Genomic DNA, 15,899 nt, shown 5'->3' with positions numbered 1-15,899 from the left:
TGCGTATAAGGGCGGCGATCCGGACTACGGAAAAACCGATGGTTATGTCTGATATGGGAACAATAGCCGAAAAATCAAGCGCTCGTGCCGTGCGGTCATAAAAATGAAAAAACCCGTATTTGTTACGGGATTTTCATTGAAATAACCTGAAGTGGAACCAAACATGCCAGGCGGGATACGCAGGCCGCCCCAGCGGCGAGCGGGGCTGACAGCCCCCCTTGGCCTTCTGGTCGCCGTTTTTAGGCTGCAGCTTCGCCGCGTTCGGCCTTGGGCGTGCTTTCGGCATCGTCCTCGGCATAGATAAGCAGCGGCTGCCCCTGGCCCTCGACGGCGTTTTCATCGAGCACCACGCGCGTGACCTTGCTCTGCGAGGGCAGTTCGTACATGGTGTCCAGCAGCGACGCTTCCAGAATGGAGCGCAGGCCGCGCGCGCCGGTCTTGCGCTTGAGCGCCTTTTCGGCAATGGCCTGGAGCGCTCCCGGCCGCACGTCGAGCTCGGCGCCTTCCATGGCGAACAGCTTCTGAAACTGCTTGACCAGGGAGTTCTTGGGCTCAGTGAGAATACGCACCAGGGCTTCTTCATCCAGCTCGTCGAGCGTGGCAACCACGGGCAATCTACCCACCAGTTCGGGAATGAGGCCGAACTTGATAAGGTCTTCGGGCTCGACTTCGCTGAAGAGCTCGCCCACGCCGCGCTCGGACTTGGCGCGAACCGATGCCGAAAAACCGATGCCGGATTTTTCGGTACGGTCGCGAATGACCTTTTCCAGCCCGTCGAAGGCGCCGCCCACAATGAACAGGATGTTGGTGGTGTCGACCTGGACGAAGTCCTGGTTGGGATGCTTGCGCCCGCCCTGCGGCGGCACCGAGGCCACCGTGCCTTCGATCAGTTTGAGCAGGGCCTGCTGCACGCCCTCGCCCGATACGTCGCGAGTGATGGACGGGTTGTCGGATTTGCGCGAAATCTTGTCGATTTCATCGATGTAGACGATGGCGCGCTGCGCTTTCTCGACATCGTAGTTGCAGCTTTGCAGCAGCTTCTGGATGATGTTTTCGACGTCTTCGCCGACGTAGCCCGCTTCGGTGAGCGTGGTGGCGTCGGCCATGACGAACGGCACGTTGAGCATGCGAGCCAGAGTCTGAGCCAACAGCGTCTTGCCCGAGCCCGTGGGGCCGATGAGCATGATGTTGCTCTTGGAGAGCTCGACTTCGTCGCCCTTGATGTCGCCGTGGCGGATACGCTTGTAGTGGTTGTACACGGCCACCGCCAGCATGCGCTTGGGCGCCGTCTGGCCGATGACGTACTGGTCGAGGACAGTCTTGATCTCGGCCGGAGTGGGCAGCTCAGAGCGGATGGCCGCCCGCGCGGAAGCCTGGGCTTCTTCGCGGATGATGTCGTTGCACAGATCGATGCATTCATCGCAGATGAACACAGACGGCCCTGCGATCAGCTTGCGGACTTCATGCTGGTTCTTGTTGCAGAACGAGCAGTGCAGCACTTTCGCGTCGGCTGAACCCTTTTTTTCAGGCATAAATAGTCGTACCTCGATTACGCGTCGGCTGTATCCGCGCGGGACGTCAGCATCTTGTCGACGAGTCCATAAGATACCGCATCTTCGGCGGACATGAAGTTGTCGCGCTCGGTGTCCACGGCAATACGCTCGACCGGCTGGCCGGTGTTCTCGGCCAGGATCTTGTTGAGCCGCTCACGCAGATCCAGGATCTCGCGAGCCTGAATCTGGATGTCGGTGGCCTGGCCCTGCGCGCCGCCCGAAGGCTGATGGATCATGATGCGGGAATTGGGCAGCGTGTAGCGCTTACCTTTTCTTCCGGCGGCAAGAAGGAAAGCCCCCATGCTGGCGGCCAATCCCGTGCACAGCGTGGACACATCAGGCTTGACGAACTGCATGGTGTCGTAGATGGCCATGCCCGCATACACCGATCCGCCCGGCGAGTTGATATAGAAGGAAATTTCCTTGTCGGGGTTTTCCGATTCCAGAAACAGCAACTGGGCGACCACCAGATTGGCGCTGGCGTCGTTGACCGGGCCGACCAGGAAAATCACCCGCTCGCGCAGGAGGCGCGAATAAATGTCGTAGGCGCGCTCGCCGCGACCGGACTGTTCGATGACCATGGGCACGTAGCCCAGGCCGGTCGGCGTCTCGACCCTGGAGAGCGATGCCCCGCCATACATGCCGGCATAGAAATCGGTGAAACGCTGCATAGTGTTAAGCCATTCCCATCAGTTGATCGAAAGGCACCGCTTCGTCGGTGACCTTGGCCTTGCTCAGGACATGTTCAACCACATTATCCTCCAGCACGATGGCCTCGATTTCAGCACGGCGCTGGCGATCGCTCAGGTAATAGCTGACAACCTGAGCGGGTTGTTCGTAGTTCTGCGCAAAGGTTTCGATCTTGGCGCGGATCTGCTCGGGCTTGGATTGCAGCTGCTCCTGTTTGACCAGCTCGGAAACCAGCAGGCCCAGGCGCACACGGCGCTCGGATTCGCCCGAGAAAACTTCGGGCGGAATGGGCATGGTGTCTGCATTGGGTACACCGCGCTGCTTGAGATCTTCGCGGGCGGCGGCGATGCGGCTCTCGACATCGGAGTCGACCAGGGCGCGCGGCACATCGAACTTGGCGGCCTCGACCAGGGCGTCCATGACGCTGTTTTTGGTGCGCGCGTCGGCGCGGCTCTTGGCCTCGCGTTCGATATTGGCGCGGATGTCGGCGCGCAGCTTGTCGACGTTGCCGTCGGCCTCGCCCAATTGCTTGGCGAACTCGGCGTCGACGACAGGCAGAACGGCCTCGGCGACTTCACGGACGGTGATGGTGAACTCGGCGGTCTTGCCGGCTACTTCGGTGCCTTGATAATCGTCGGGGAACTTGAGCGGGAAGACCTTGGTCTCGCCGGCCTTCAAGCCCGTCGCGGCAGCTTCGAACTCGGGCAGCATGCGACCCTGCCCCAGCACAAAGGGAAAATTCTCAGCCTTGCCGCCCTCGAAGGGCACACCGTCGAGGGTACCGAGGAAGTCCAGCGTGACGCGATCGCCATCGGCGGCGGCACGGCCTTCGCGCGGCTCGTACACTGCCCGCTGCTTGCGCAGCACATCGATGGTCTTGTCGACCTCGGCGTCGGCGATTGCGCTGGTGGCGCGGGTTACGGACAGCGCCGACAGATCGGGCACGGCCACGTCGGGATAGACTTCGAAGGTGGCGGTGAAGGCCAGCGTGCTTTCATCCACGCCCTCGGTCTTGGGTTCGAGGCTGGGAGCACCTGCGACGCGCAATTTGGCTTCGTCGACGGCCTGCTCGAACGCGCGGCCGACCTGGCTGTTGATCACGTCGTAGCGGATGCCGGGGCCGTGGCTGCGCTCGAGCATGGCCATGGGCGCCTTGCCAGGACGAAAACCCTGAACCTTGGCGGTGCGAGCCACGCGCTTGAGCTGTTCCTGCACTTCTTTTTCGACAGCGGCCAGGGAGACGGCCAGATCGATGCGGCGCTCCAGGCCGGAGAGAGTTTGAACCACAGGCTGCATTACAAAGACCTATTTGCGAAAGATGGAAGAGACCGCCGGGAATCACGACGGCGAAACCGAGTATTTTACCGGAAACGCGGCCGCCTTCCCGACGGCGCTGGGGACGGACCGCCTAAATGAAAAAAGCCCCTTGCGGGGCTTTTCAGGCGAGAGCCAGAAGCTGCTTACAGCGCCTGGATCTTGGTGGCCTGGGGACCCTTGGGGCCCATCGCGGTCACGAAGCTAACGCGCTGGTTTTCTTCGAGAGTCTTGAAGCCTTGGGATTGAATTTCGGAGAAATGCGCGAACAGATCCTTACCGCCCGACTCGGGGGTGATAAAGCCGTAGCCTTTTTCCGCATTGAACCACTTGACGACGCCGGTTTCCATACTGAGTTTCCTAAACGATTGCTGATAGAGGGCTTGCGCCCGAAACCACGGATCTAGCAATGAGGGAACCAGTAAACGGCCGCCGCTAGGCTGGCACTGTACGAACTCAAGACCCCAATCCGCAGGGGACGGATAGTAGCATGCAATTTATGACGAAAACAATCAGTCATCCACCGGCAGTCCCAGAAGGTCGAGCGCGGCGTTGTAACAGTCCTCGTCGATGCAGAAAAACACGGCAACATCGCTCGGATTGACATTGTCGAGCACATCGTCGATCTGACTCTGCGCCTGGTCGAAATCGTCGACCACCGCGGCGTGGATCTCGGCCCCCGCCTCCACCAGCGCCTCGGGCACGATACGTGGGATGATTTCCAGATCTGGCTCGCCCAGCACGACATACACGGTAAGCGGCTGACCGTCGATTGTCGTGGACAGGCCCATGCCGTTTTCGAACGTGGAGAGCCGGGAGCTGAGAATGTTCATGAACGCCAGAGAAAAAATCGATTTGACGCGATTGTAGTCTTCCCGCTGTTTTGCACGCCTGCGCCGCGGGCCGCGGCAGGCGTTTTACAATTCGACATTCTTTCCGATTCGATCCTCCGATACTGTCGCACCCGCATGCTCCGGCAGGATCCAGCAGAGAACCATGGCTCGCACGAGAATTTCTTTCCTGACGAAACCAGTTGTGTTCCTGCTCGCCGGACTGTGCATCACGCTCGCCACCACAGGCGTGGTCGCGGTCGCGCTGTACCAAATGCGACTCGATGCGATGGCGCAGGCGCGCGATGTTGCGGAAAACCTCGCCATCTCGCTGGAAAAAGAAGCCGAACGCACGCTGGACATTTACCAGATCGCGATGCGCAACGTGATGACGAATCTGGAGACGCCCAGCCCGGACTTGCCTCCGGAAACCCGCCAGTTCCTGGCCTTCAATGCGGCCGACGCGGTTTCTGATCTGGGCGTGATCATCGCGACGGACTCTTCCGGCAAAGTCGTCCTGGACTCGCGCTCGATGCAGTCGTCGACAATCGACGTCGGTCGGCGAGACTACTTCCTAGTCCATAGACAGACCCCGGATATCGGCCTGTATTTAAGCAAGCCCTTCATGCCGATAACCAAGTCGGACTATGACTCCATTGCAATGAGCCTGCGCCGTGCCGACGCGAACGGCCGTTTCCAGGGAGTCGTTGCAGGCACGCTGAGCCTGCGCTATTTCCGCCATCTTTTCGACGATTCGATACTGGGCGAGAACGGCTCGCTGACCTTGATCCGCTCGGACGGCATCGTATTGATGCGGCGGCCTTACAAACCGGACGATATCGGCAAAACGCTGGCCGGCAGCCGGTCTTTCCCGCCGTTGATGCGATCGGACCACGGCACATACATTGACGTCGCCGCGCTGGACCATGTCGAAAGACTCTACAGCTTCAGGAAAGTCGGTAAATACCCCTTGGTCGTGGTGGCCGGCCTTGCGACCCGGGATATCTATGCGGGATGGCGCAAGCGCGCACTCTCCATCGGCGCAGTCACGGCCATCCTGGACGCCCTTATCATCATGCTTTGCCTGATGTTCAGCGCGCAGTTGCAGCGCAGGCTGGCGACCGAACGCCAACTGCAAAAGCTCGCATGGTTCGATACCCTCACCAGCCTGCCCAACCGCAGGCGGATCAACCGGGAAGCGCACAGAATCCTGGCCGACGCGCGCCGGTACTCATCCCAGGTCGCCGTACTGTTCGTCGATCTGGATCGATTCAAACGCATCAACGACACCCAGGGCCACGCCATTGGCGACGAGGTGCTGAGCGAGGTCGCGCAGCGGTTGCGTCGATGCGTCCAAGGCAAGGACCTAATCGGTCGCTTGGGCGGCGACGAATTCGTGGCAGTGCTCGAGCGCTGCGATGTGCACAAAGCGGCCCGCGTGGCAGACCGCATTATGGAGGCCATGCAGCGGCCTATCGCGGTCAACACGGGGCGCGGCGTCGGTATCGCGCTGGGCGTGAGCATCGGCATCGCGCTGTATCCGCATGACGGGCGCAGTGTCGATACATTGTTGCGCAACGCGGACATGGCGATGTACCGGGCCAAGAACGCCGGCCGCAACCAAATGCACTTCTATGCCTCGGAATATGAGCACGAAGCGAGGGAACATCTCGATCTGGAAATCGCGCTGCAGCGGGCGCTGCGCGAAGGCGCCTTGCAAGTCGCCTACCAGCCCAAGGTCGGGGCATGGGGCATGGTGCACGGCGTCGAAGCCCTGGCACGCTGGCATGACGACAAACTGGGCACCGTAGCGCCAGACCGCTTCATCGCCGTGGCTGAAGAAAGCGGCCTGATCACCGAACTGGACACTTGGATTCTGGAGCAGGCTTGCAGCCAGCTAGCCGCCTGGCGGGCGGCGGGCCTGGACATCCCGACCGTCTCCGTCAACGTCTGTGCCGCCGATTTCAAGCGGCCCGATTTCGCGGATTTCGTCGCCCGTACGCTGCAGGCCCACAACCTGCGCCCGTCGGATCTGACGCTGGAAATGACCGAGCGGGTGATGTTCGACGAATCTACCGACGACATTCGCGCCACGCTCGAGAGCTTGCATGCCCAGGGCATCACCCTGTCCATCGACGACTTCGGCACGGGCTACTCGTCGCTGAGCTATCTGCACCGCTTCCCCGTGCAGGAGTTGAAAATCGACAAGAGCTTCGTGCAAGGCATCGGCACCAGCGCCATGGCCGAGTCCTTGACGCAGACAGTCGTGAACATCGGCCACGCGCTCAAGCTCACCATCGTGGCTGAAGGCGTGGAAACGCTGGCGCAGCGCGATTTCCTGAGTCGCCACGGCTGCCTGATCTATCAGGGATACCTGTATTCGCCGCCGCTGGCACCGCAGGACTTCGCGCGGTGGGCTGAGGCGCGCAAGCCGTCTTGAAGATCCGGCGCGCAAGGCCGGCGCGGAATCAAAGATAAAGGCCGTCTAGCGACAGCTGCGCATTGCATCCGGGAAACAACGCCTGCAGCTTCTCGTGCGTTGGAAACTCGCCGCGCTCGACGCATTCCGCGACTTGCAGCAGCGCGCCGAGCCAGCCGTCATAGCCGGTGATGGCCTCGCGGATTTCCTGGCTCACGGCAATGCCGCCGATGAAGACCTCGATATCCTGGCCCAGCGGAATGTGCGCAAGCGAAAGCAATGCCGAAAGATAGGCCTCCTGCTGCAGATGCTCATCCCCTGGGGCAACCCGCTGCGCCAGGCGTTCCATGAAATCCGCGCGATGCAGGACCATTTGGGCCAACGGGTCCACCTTGCCGTCGGAGTCGGCGCTGTACAACATGAAACAGCACCAGCGGGCCAGTTGCTTGAGCCCGACCAGGGTCAGCGCCTGCCGGATCGAGACAATCTCGGACAACTGAGTGCGCCAGCGGGTACTGCTGTTGGCCAGGCGCAGCAATTGCACGGTCAGCGACGGCGCGGCCTTGAGCGCGCGCTCGATCTCGTCCATATACGCCTCGTGCAGAACGAGGTCGAGCACGCCCAGCAGCGCCGTGGAATTCAGGCGCGGCGCATTGCCCCTGACCAACTGGGGTCGGGTGAAATAGAAACCCTGAAAGAGATCGCAGCCGATTTCCATCGCGAGCTCGAAGTCTTCGCGTGTCTCGACCTTCTCGGCCAGCACCTTGGCGCCCGCGGCGTGAGCCGCAGCGGTGATCCGTTGCGCCACTTCCGGCCCCACAAAGGGCCAGTCGATCTTGACAAGGTCGGCATGCGGCAGGAAGGCCTGAATCTCCTGCGTAAGTTCCCGCACGTCGTCCAGCGCAATGCGAAATCCGTTTTCCCGCAGCGAGCTGCAACGCTGCGCGAGCGCCTCGTTCAGTTCGGTGTCTTCGAGAATCTCCAGAACCATTTGCTGCGCGGGCAGAATATCGACGATATCCGAAGCCAGGAAATCGCTGGAACAATTCAGAAAGCCGTCGTCCTCACCCAGCACATTATCGACGCCGATCATGCCCAGCATGTTCTGCACGACGGTCAGCGTGCAGGCGAAATCGTCGTCGATTTCAGCCGCGTCCAGGCGGCGCCCGCGAAACAGCAATTCATGGCCCACGCAGATGCCCTGCCGATTCACGATCGACTGTCGGGCGAGAAGAACTTCGGCGCTTTCTTCAACAGTCATCTGCCGGCCTCTTTTGAGACTGCCTTGGATTGAGTTTTTTTATGGTGCGAGGGAGGGGACTCGAACCCCTACACCTGTTACGGCGTCAGGACCTAAACCTGGTGCGTCTACCAATTTCGCCACCCTCGCAAAGGCCAAGCCCGATATTGTAGCTTGCTTGTTAAAATCCCGCCCCATGAATTCCCGACTAGACCTTCTGCATCCCTACCCTTTCCAGAAACTGCGCGCCCTGTTGGGCTCGGCCGGATCGGCGCCGCACAATCTTGCGCCCATCAATATGTCGATAGGCGAGCCTCGGCACGCCGCGCCCGACTGCGTGCTGAATGCGCTGCGCGACAATTTGCAAGGCCTGTCGGTCTACCCCGCCACCCAAGGCGACGCAGCGCTGCGCGAAGCCATCGCGCAATGGCTGGCGCTCCGCTACGGTATTCCTGCCCCGGACGCCGACACCCAGGTGCTGCCGGTGCTCGGCTCGCGCGAGGCTTTGTTCGCCTTTGCTCAGGTGGTGCTGGATCCGGCCCGCGGCGGCAAAGTGGTCTGTCCCAACCCCTTTTACCAAATCTATGAAGGCGCGACCCTTCTGGCTGGCGGCGAACCCTACTACGTCAACGCAGACCCGGCCCGCAATTTCGGCTGCGACTGGCTGGCCGTGCCCGAGGCAATCTGGCGCGACACCAGGCTAGTGTTCGTCTGCTCGCCCGGCAATCCGGCCGGCAACGTCATGTCGCTCGACGATTGGCGTTTGCTGTTCGAGCTTTCCGAGCGCCACGGTTTCGTGATCGCGTCGGACGAATGCTATTCCGAGATTTACCTGGATGAAGCGGCGCCGCCTCTGGGCGCCTTGCAGGCTGCGCACGAGCTGGGGCGCGATTATGCCCGGCTCATGGTGTTTTCGAGCTTGTCCAAGCGCTCCAACGTGCCAGGCTTGCGCTCGGGCTTCGTGGCGGGCGACGCCTCGCTCGTTGCGCCTTTCCTGCGCTATCGCACCTATCACGGCAGCGCCATGAGCGCGGTGGTGTCGGCCGCCAGCATTGCCGCCTGGTCCGACGAGGCCCACGTGCGCGACAATCGCCGGCAATACCGTGAGAAATTCGACGCCGTACTGCCTCTGTTGCAGCCCGTCCTGGACGTGCAGGCGCCGCAGGCCTCGTTCTACCTGTGGGCCCGTGTACCCGGCTCCGACGCCGAGTTCGCGGCTCGCTTGTATGCCGCTACCGGTGTGACGGTCCTGCCCGGCAGCTTCCTGGCCCGCGAGGCGGGCGGCATCAACCCCGGGCAGGGCCGGCTGCGCCTGGCCCTGGTGGCCGAGGCGCAGCAGTGCAGGCAAGCCGCGCAGCGCATAGCCCATTATGCGGCGACGGCGGCGGCTTCTTGATTTTCCGGCAATCCAACTGCCATTTCGTTCATTCGTTTTTGTCCACCATCTGACCTGAGTCCACAATCATGACCCTTGATCTGCAAACCGCCATCGACGGCGCCTGGGAAAACCGCGCCTTCCTGACGCCCGCCGACGCCCCCTCCGAAACCCGCGAGGCCGTCGAGCACACGCTGGACGCGCTGGACAGCGGTCGGCTGCGCGTGGCCGAAAAAATCGACGGAGAGTGGGTCACGCACCAGTGGATCAAGAAAGCCGTGCTGCTGTCCTTTCGCCTGCAGGAAAACGTGCTGATGGGTCAGTCACCCCAGATGTACTGGGACAAGGTGCCTCTCAAATTCGACGGCTACGGCGAGAACGCCTTCAAGGCCGGCGGCTACCGCGTGGTGCCGCCCGCCGTGGCGCGCCGCGGCTGCTACATCGCCAAAAACGTGGTGATGATGCCCTCCTACATCAATATCGGCGCCTATGTAGACGAAGGCACCATGGTCGACACCTGGGTCACAGTGGCTTCGTGCGCGCAGATCGGCAAAAACGTGCACTTGTCCGGCGGCGTGGGCATCGGCGGCGTGCTCGAGCCCCTGCAGGCCAACCCCACCATCATCGAAGACAACTGCTTCATCGGCGCGCGCTCCGAAGTGGTCGAAGGTGTGATCGTCGAAGAAAATTCGGTGCTGGCCATGGGCGTGTTCATCTCGCAAAGCACCAAGATCTACGATCGCGCCACAGGCAAGATCACCTACGGCCGTGTGCCCTCCGGCTCGGTCGTGGTGCCCGGCTCGCTGCCCTCGGCCGACGGTTCGCACAGCTTGGCCTGCGCCGTGATCGTCAAGCGCGTGGACGCGCAGACACGCGCCAAGACCAGCATCAACGAACTGCTGCGGGCCTGAATGTACCCCTCGACCCACACTGCGTATTCGCCGGTCCCGTGCGGGGATACCCGCATCGCTCGCCTCGGGGGCGGCCCGGCAGCTCGCTCGGGAACCACCGATGACTGACGTACTCGAGCTGGTCCGCGATCTCATCGCCCGTCCCTCGGTCACGCCGGACGACCTCGACTGCCAGCAGTTGATCGCCCAGCGCCTGACCCCGGTGGGCTTTCAATGCGAGACCATCGCTCGCGGCGGGGTCACCAATCTCTGGGCGCGACGCGGCGACAGCGGCCCGCTGATAGTATTCGCCGGGCACACCGATGTCGTGCCACCCGGTCCGCGCGAGAAGTGGGAAAGCGATCCGTTCGTGCCCACCGAGCGAGACGGCTACCTGTACGGCCGCGGCGCAGCCGATATGAAGAGTTCCATCGCCGCATTCATCGTGGCCTGCGAGGAATTCACGGCAGCCTATCCCGTGCATGAAGGATCCATCGCCCTGCTGTTGACTTCCGACGAAGAAGGCCCGGCGGTGGACGGCACCGTGATCGTCTGCGATGAACTCCAGCGCCGCGGGGTGCAGCTGGACTATTGCATCGTGGGCGAACCGACGTCGGGCGAATGTCTGGGCGACATCTGCAAGAACGGCCGCCGCGGCTCGCTGTCGGGCCGTCTCACCGTCAAAGGCGTGCAAGGCCACGTGGCCTACCCGCATCTGGCGCGCAACCCCATCCATTTGCTGGCCCCGGCCCTGACCGAACTGGTCGCTCAGGAATGGGACCAGGGCAACGAATACTTTCCGCCCACGACCTTCCAGATTTCCAACCTGAACTCGGGCACAGGCGCCACCAACGTGGTGCCGGGCGAAGCGGTGGCACTTTTCAATTTCCGCTTTTCCACGGCCAGCACGCCTGCGGGCCTGAAGGCCCGCGTGCAGGCCATACTGGACAGGCATAATCTGGAATACGAGCTGGGCTGGGAGCTGGGCGGCGAGCCTTTCCTCACACCGCGCGGGTCGCTGACCGATGCCCTGACGCGCGCGATCGCCGACGAAACCGGCGTGACGACTCAACTCTCGACCACAGGCGGCACATCCGACGGGCGCTTCATCGCCAAGATATGCCCGCAGGTGATCGAGTTCGGTCCCGGCAACGCCACCATCCACAAAATCAACGAGCGCATTCTGCTCGCCGACCTGGTGCCGCTAAAGAATATCTATCGCCGCACCCTAGAAAACCTGCTGCTGAAAGGATAGACGTGGTTTCCACAGAAGAAAGCCGCAATGCGCTGCTCACAGTGCGCGATCTGACTCGCTACGGTGTGTCGCGCCTGAATGCCGCGCAGGCGGCCCTGGGCCACGGCTCGGACAATGCCTGGGACGAGGCGGTATACCTGGTGTTGCACGCTCTGCATCTACCGCTGGACACCCTAGATCCTTTTCTCGACGCCCGCGTGCTCGACAGCGAGCGCGCCGCAGTGCTCGATCTCATCGACCGGCGCGTGGAAGCACGGGTGCCGGCAGCCTATCTCACCCGCGAGGCCTGGCTGCGCGGACATCGCTTCTACGTAGACGAACGCGTCATCGTGCCGCGTTCGCCCATTGCGGAACTGCTCGATGAAGGCCTCTCGCCCTGGGTGTCGGATCCCGACAGCGTCGAATACGTGCTCGACATGTGCACCGGCTCGGGATGCCTGGCCATTCTTGCCGCGCTGGCTTTTCCCAACGCTTATGTCGACGCGGTCGATCTGTCATCCGATGCACTGGAGGTCGCTCGGCGCAACGTGAACGACTATGACCTGCAGGACCAGCTGACTTTGCATCGAGGCAATCTGTTCGACGCGCTGCCCTCAAGGGCCTACGACGTGATCGTCTGCAACCCGCCGTACGTGAATCAGGCCTCCATGGACGCTCTTCCGCCCGAGTACCGCCACGAGCCCGAGATGGCGCTGGGCGGCGGAAAAGACGGCATGGATCTCGTGCGCCGCATTCTCGACGCGGCGCCGCGCTACCTCGCTCCGCATGGCGTGCTGGTGCTCGAGATCGGCCATGAGTACGACAACTTTGTCGCAGCCTTCCCGCATCTCGAACCCATATGGCTGGAGACCGCGAATACGTCCGACCAGATCCTGCTGCTTACGCGTGAGCAGTTAGCCTCGTGATACGCGCATCAGGATTGACACTGCGCCGCGGCATCAAGGTGCTGCTCGACGGCGCCGACTTCGTGGTGCATCCCGGCGAACGCGTCGGCATCGTGGGCAAGAACGGCGCGGGTAAATCCACGCTGTTCGCGCTGCTGCAGGGCGAACTCGATGCCGACGCCGGCTCGCTCGACCTGCCCTCGGGCTGGCGCATCGCAAGCGTGGAACAGGAAATCGCCGCGGACGACCGCCCCGCCCGGGAATTCGTCATCGACGGCGACACCCGGCTGCGCGGCTTGCAAGCGCGGCGCGCGGCGCTTGCCGATGACCAGGGCACGCAGATCGCCGAACTGGAAGCCGAGCTGGCAGACGCAGGGGCCTGGGATGCGGCATCGCGCGCCGAGCAGCTGTTGGCCGGCCTGGGCTTCAGGCCCGGCGAATGGATGAACCCGGTGACGAGTTTCTCGGGCGGCTGGCGCATGCGCCTGGCCCTGGCGCGCGCGTTGATGGCGCCGTCCGACCTCCTGCTGCTGGACGAGCCGACCAACCACCTGGACCTGGACGCCATGCTCTGGCTGGAAAGGTGGTTGGCCGCCTACCCTGGCACGGTGCTGCTGATCTCGCACGATACGGAGTTCCTGGACGCGGTGGCGCGCGCCATCCTGCACTTCGACCACGGCAAGCTCAATCGCTACAAGGGCGGCTACGACGACTTCATCACACAGCGCGCCGAGCGACTGCGCCAGGTCAGTATCGCGCACGAACGCCAGGCTCGCGAAACCGCGCGGCTGCAAGGCTTCATCGATCGATTCAAGGCCAAGGCCTCAAAAGCCAAGCAGGCGCAAAGCCGCGTGAAGGCCTTGGCCCGCATGCAGACCTTGGCCCCGCTGCATGCTGAAGCCGGCATTGACATCCGCATCCCCTCGCCCGAGCACATGCCGGACCCCTTGCTGGTAATGGAGCACATGGACGCAGGCTATGACGCGCCGATTCTGCGTGACGTGACGCTGATGGTTCGAGGCGGCGGCCGCGTGGGTGTCCTGGGGGTGAACGGCGCGGGCAAGAGCACGCTGATCAAGACCCTGGCCGAAGAGCTCGCGCCGCTGGGCGGCGAACGCCGCGCCTCGCGCGGGCTGGCCATCGGCTACTTCCATCAGCATCAACTCGACATGCTGGATCTGGATAGCACGCCTCTGCAGCATCTGGCGCGCCTGGCGCCCGATGCGCGCGAACAAGAGCTGCGCAACTACCTGGGCGGCTTCGGCTTCTCGGGGGAGACAGTATTGAGCCGAGTCGGCCCCATGTCGGGCGGCGAGAAGGCCCGGCTGGCCCTCTCGCTCATCGTCTGGCAAAAACCCAATCTGCTGCTGCTGGACGAACCCAGCAACCATCTGGACGTGGAAACCCGCGAGGCCCTGGCCGCTGCGCTGGCAGAGTTTTCCGGCAGCATGCTGCTGGTCTCGCACGACCGGCATCTGCTGCGCACGACGGTCGACAGCTTCTGGATCGTGGCGGACGGCCGAGTGCAGGAGTTCGAAGGCGACCTGGAGGACTACCGCGAGTGGCTGGCCGTGCGAAATGCGGCGCAGAAAACGGCCGAACGCATCGAGACCGCGGCGGCCAAGGCCACGGCCTCTGGCGCATCGGAACCCGGCAATGCCCTTGCGGCCGACCGCAGGACGCAGAAGCGTCAGGAGGCCCACGAGCGTCAGCGCCTGGCTGCTTTGCGCAAGCCGCTGGAAAAGCGCTTGACGCAGATCGAAGCCGACATGGAGAAAACCCGTTCGCGGCTGGCTGCGCTGGACGCGCTTATCGCAGACCCAGACTTTTATGCGGACGAGTCGCGTCGCAACGAGCGCAAGCAGGTCATGACCGAGCACGGGGAGCTGAGCAAGCGCGCCGCCGAGCTGGACGAGCAGTGGCTCGCGCTTCAGGAAGAGCTCGAAGCACTGGTATGACCACTGTTACCAGCAGATTGCGCAATCCAGGCGCAAGTTCCCCCTTTCTCGGGTTGACATTCCGTAGTGTTCGGCGCAATTTAGCTCGAAGATTTCAAACATGAACATCGGTTTTCTTTTTGGGTAGCGCGCTGTAAAGATCTGTTCAGCAAGCACTGACGGACACGGCGCACACCGGCGTGTCACACAACGGAGGAGCTTCTAAATGGACGACAAAGGCAGTTCGAAGGGAATCAGCCGCCGCACCATCCTGAAAATGGCTGCGACGACGGGGGCTGCGGCAATCGTGTCGCCGCGCATCGTTCTGGCGGCTGGCGAGCAACCCGTGAAATTCGGCGTAGACAACCCGCTCACGGGAACTTACGCGATCACCGGCAGGAACGAATTGCATGGCATGGAGTTGGCCATCGAGACGATCAATGCCAAGGGCGGGATTCTGGGGCGCCAAGCCAAGCTGATCGTCGAAGATTCGACCAGCGGCGATGCCGGTGTGGCGGTGCAGAAAGCGCACAAACTCATCGAGCGAGACAAGGTCGACTTCCTCATCGGCAACGTCAACTCGGGGCTGACCGAAGCCATCTCCCAGGTGGCTTACGCAAAAGGCGTGTTCCTGATGGACCCGGGCGGCCACGCCGACCCTATCACCGGCACGGAATGCCATTGGGACGTCTTCCAGACCTGCCCCTCCACCACCCTTCTGGTCAACGCGATCGCGCCGTCGCTCGTCAAGCGCTTCGGCAAGAAGTTCTACTTCCTGGTTCCCGACTATGCATTCGGCCACGGCCTGCTGGATGCCTACAACGTCAACCTGAAAAAGCTCGGAGCGACCAACGTCGGGGCCGACCTGATCCCGCTGGGCACCAGCGACTATTCTTCCTACCTCATCAAAGCGCAGGCGGCCAGCCCGGATGTAATCGTCATTCTGCAAAATGGCGACGACCAGACCAACGTGCTCAAGCAGACCGTGCAGTTCGGCCTGGACAAGCGCTTCCACATCGCCGGCGCAAATATCGAGCTCGAGACGCTCGAAGCGCTGCCGCCCGAAGCTCGCATCGGCAACTGGGTGATCGAGTGGTACTGGAACCAGCCCGGCGTGGCGCATGTTCAAGAATTCGTCGACGCCATCAAGAAAAAAACGGGCCGCGTGCCGACCGCGCGCACCTGGTTTGGACACACGTCGATCCAGGCCTGCGCGCTGGCCGCCAACAAGGCAAAGTCGCTTGATCCGGTAAAAATGGCCCGTGCGCTCGACGGACTGGTGCTGCCGCCCGAAGTTGCCTTGCAGCCGGGTTCGGTCGCATACCGGGCCAATCAGCATGGGCTCATCGGAACGCTGTGGGCCGGTCATGCGCAGGCCCAGGGCACCGCACCCGACGACCTGTTCCACATAGACGTCACCATCGACAGCAATACCATCGCGCCTTCCGTCGCCGAGACGGGGTGCAAGATGGTCTGGCCTTCCTGACGGCCGTCGCTGCCCGCAAGCCGGGC

13 protein-coding genes and 1 tRNA gene are annotated in these 15,899 nt (G+C 62.6%); 7 read left to right on the top strand and 7 right to left on the bottom strand.

Annotated elements, in window-relative coordinates:
- Positions 1 to 239 precede the first annotated feature (239 nt).
- The 5 genes from clpX to ACTHJ1_RS14170 all read right to left on the bottom strand — a co-directional run bounded on the left by clpX (position 240) and on the right by ACTHJ1_RS14170 (position 4,390).
- Positions 240 to 1,532: an ATP-dependent Clp protease ATP-binding subunit ClpX gene (clpX, locus tag ACTHJ1_RS14190; protein WP_440193442.1), complete on the bottom strand. Its 1,293-nt coding sequence runs from the start codon at positions 1,530 to 1,532 to the stop codon at positions 240 to 242.
- Positions 1,533 to 1,549: 17 nt separating this feature from the next.
- A complete protein-coding gene (gene clpP, locus ACTHJ1_RS14185) occupies positions 1,550 to 2,224 on the bottom strand; it encodes an ATP-dependent Clp endopeptidase proteolytic subunit ClpP (protein WP_440193440.1) in 675 nt (224 codons plus the stop codon).
- 4 nt (positions 2,225 to 2,228) lie between these two features.
- Positions 2,229 to 3,539 (bottom strand): trigger factor, encoded by a 1,311-nt coding sequence (tig, locus tag ACTHJ1_RS14180; protein ID WP_440193438.1) that lies wholly within the window; start codon positions 3,537 to 3,539, stop codon positions 2,229 to 2,231.
- Positions 3,540 to 3,703: 164 nt separating this feature from the next.
- Complete coding sequence (locus tag ACTHJ1_RS14175) at positions 3,704 to 3,907, bottom strand: cold-shock protein (protein ID WP_019939305.1); 204 nt, start codon at positions 3,905 to 3,907, stop codon at positions 3,704 to 3,706.
- Positions 3,908 to 4,069: 162 nt separating this feature from the next.
- Positions 4,070 to 4,390, bottom strand: a complete 321-nt coding sequence (locus ACTHJ1_RS14170) for a hypothetical protein (protein WP_440193436.1) — start codon at positions 4,388 to 4,390, stop codon at positions 4,070 to 4,072.
- 163 nt (positions 4,391 to 4,553) lie between these two features.
- Between ACTHJ1_RS14170 and ACTHJ1_RS14165 the strand changes: the two genes are divergently transcribed.
- Positions 4,554 to 6,827: a putative bifunctional diguanylate cyclase/phosphodiesterase gene (locus ACTHJ1_RS14165; protein ID WP_440193434.1), complete on the top strand. Its 2,274-nt coding sequence runs from the start codon at positions 4,554 to 4,556 to the stop codon at positions 6,825 to 6,827.
- A 28-nt stretch (positions 6,828 to 6,855) separates the two neighbouring features.
- On the opposite strand, the gene ACTHJ1_RS14160 is transcribed toward ACTHJ1_RS14165, so the two are convergent.
- Positions 6,856 to 8,067 carry an EAL and HDOD domain-containing protein gene (locus tag ACTHJ1_RS14160; RefSeq protein WP_440193432.1) on the bottom strand — a complete coding sequence of 404 codons (1,212 nt, stop codon included), beginning with the start codon at positions 8,065 to 8,067 and terminating at the stop codon, positions 6,856 to 6,858.
- Positions 8,068 to 8,109: 42 nt separating this feature from the next.
- Positions 8,110 to 8,196, bottom strand: a tRNA-Leu gene (locus ACTHJ1_RS14155).
- A gap of 46 nt (positions 8,197 to 8,242) precedes the next feature.
- On the opposite strand from ACTHJ1_RS14155, the gene dapC reads away from it, so the two are divergent.
- The 6 genes from dapC (at position 8,243) to ACTHJ1_RS14125 (ending at position 15,873) form a co-directional block, all read left to right on the top strand.
- Complete coding sequence (dapC, locus tag ACTHJ1_RS14150) at positions 8,243 to 9,442, top strand: succinyldiaminopimelate transaminase (protein WP_440193430.1); 1,200 nt, start codon at positions 8,243 to 8,245, stop codon at positions 9,440 to 9,442.
- 68 nt (positions 9,443 to 9,510) lie between these two features.
- Positions 9,511 to 10,332, top strand: a complete 822-nt coding sequence (gene dapD / locus ACTHJ1_RS14145; protein ID WP_440193428.1) for a 2,3,4,5-tetrahydropyridine-2,6-dicarboxylate N-succinyltransferase — start codon at positions 9,511 to 9,513, stop codon at positions 10,330 to 10,332.
- 100 nt (positions 10,333 to 10,432) lie between these two features.
- Positions 10,433 to 11,566: a succinyl-diaminopimelate desuccinylase gene (dapE, locus tag ACTHJ1_RS14140; RefSeq protein WP_440193426.1), complete on the top strand. Its 1,134-nt coding sequence runs from the start codon at positions 10,433 to 10,435 to the stop codon at positions 11,564 to 11,566.
- Positions 11,567 to 11,568: 2 nt separating this feature from the next.
- The gene (prmB, locus tag ACTHJ1_RS14135; RefSeq protein ID WP_440193424.1) at positions 11,569 to 12,471 is read left to right on the top strand and encodes a 50S ribosomal protein L3 N(5)-glutamine methyltransferase; all 903 of its coding nucleotides are present in this window, start codon (positions 11,569 to 11,571) and stop codon (positions 12,469 to 12,471) included.
- On the top strand, positions 12,468 to 14,408 hold the full coding sequence (locus tag ACTHJ1_RS14130; RefSeq protein WP_440193422.1) for an ABC-F family ATP-binding cassette domain-containing protein: 1,941 nt from the start codon (positions 12,468 to 12,470) through the stop codon (positions 14,406 to 14,408). Before prmB ends, ACTHJ1_RS14130 begins: the two co-directional genes overlap by 4 nt.
- 205 nt (positions 14,409 to 14,613) lie before the next feature.
- A complete protein-coding gene (locus tag ACTHJ1_RS14125; RefSeq protein WP_440193420.1) occupies positions 14,614 to 15,873 on the top strand; it encodes an ABC transporter substrate-binding protein in 1,260 nt (419 codons plus the stop codon).
- Positions 15,874 to 15,899 lie beyond the last annotated feature (26 nt).

The sequence above is a fragment of the Bordetella sp. genome (genome assembly GCF_051960075.1).
Taxonomy (GTDB): Bacteria; Pseudomonadota; Gammaproteobacteria; order Burkholderiales; family Burkholderiaceae_B; genus Bordetella.
The sequence above is the reverse complement of the archived record's forward strand: the minus strand, read 5'-3'. Positions and strand labels throughout refer to the sequence as shown.

What these genes read in the sequence shown, in the direction of transcription:
- dapC (WP_440193430.1), top strand. Translation starts at nt 8,243, where the DNA reads ATGAATTCCCGACTAGACCTTCTGCATCCCTACCCTTTCCAGAAACTG.
- ACTHJ1_RS14125 (WP_440193420.1), top strand. Translation starts at nt 14,614, where the DNA reads ATGGACGACAAAGGCAGTTCGAAGGGAATCAGCCGCCGCACCATCCTG.
- ACTHJ1_RS14160 (WP_440193432.1), bottom strand. Translation starts at nt 8,067, where the DNA reads ATGACTGTTGAAGAAAGCGCCGAAGTTCTTCTCGCCCGACAGTCGATC.
- clpX (WP_440193442.1), bottom strand. Translation starts at nt 1,532, where the DNA reads ATGCCTGAAAAAAAGGGTTCAGCCGACGCGAAAGTGCTGCACTGCTCG.
- ACTHJ1_RS14175 (WP_019939305.1), bottom strand. Translation starts at nt 3,907, where the DNA reads ATGGAAACCGGCGTCGTCAAGTGGTTCAATGCGGAAAAAGGCTACGGC.
- clpP (WP_440193440.1), bottom strand. Translation starts at nt 2,224, where the DNA reads ATGCAGCGTTTCACCGATTTCTATGCCGGCATGTATGGCGGGGCATCG.
- dapE (WP_440193426.1), top strand. Translation starts at nt 10,433, where the DNA reads ATGACTGACGTACTCGAGCTGGTCCGCGATCTCATCGCCCGTCCCTCG.
- dapD (WP_440193428.1), top strand. Translation starts at nt 9,511, where the DNA reads ATGACCCTTGATCTGCAAACCGCCATCGACGGCGCCTGGGAAAACCGC.
- ACTHJ1_RS14170 (WP_440193436.1), bottom strand. Translation starts at nt 4,390, where the DNA reads ATGAACATTCTCAGCTCCCGGCTCTCCACGTTCGAAAACGGCATGGGC.
- tig (WP_440193438.1), bottom strand. Translation starts at nt 3,539, where the DNA reads ATGCAGCCTGTGGTTCAAACTCTCTCCGGCCTGGAGCGCCGCATCGAT.
- ACTHJ1_RS14165 (WP_440193434.1), top strand. Translation starts at nt 4,554, where the DNA reads ATGGCTCGCACGAGAATTTCTTTCCTGACGAAACCAGTTGTGTTCCTG.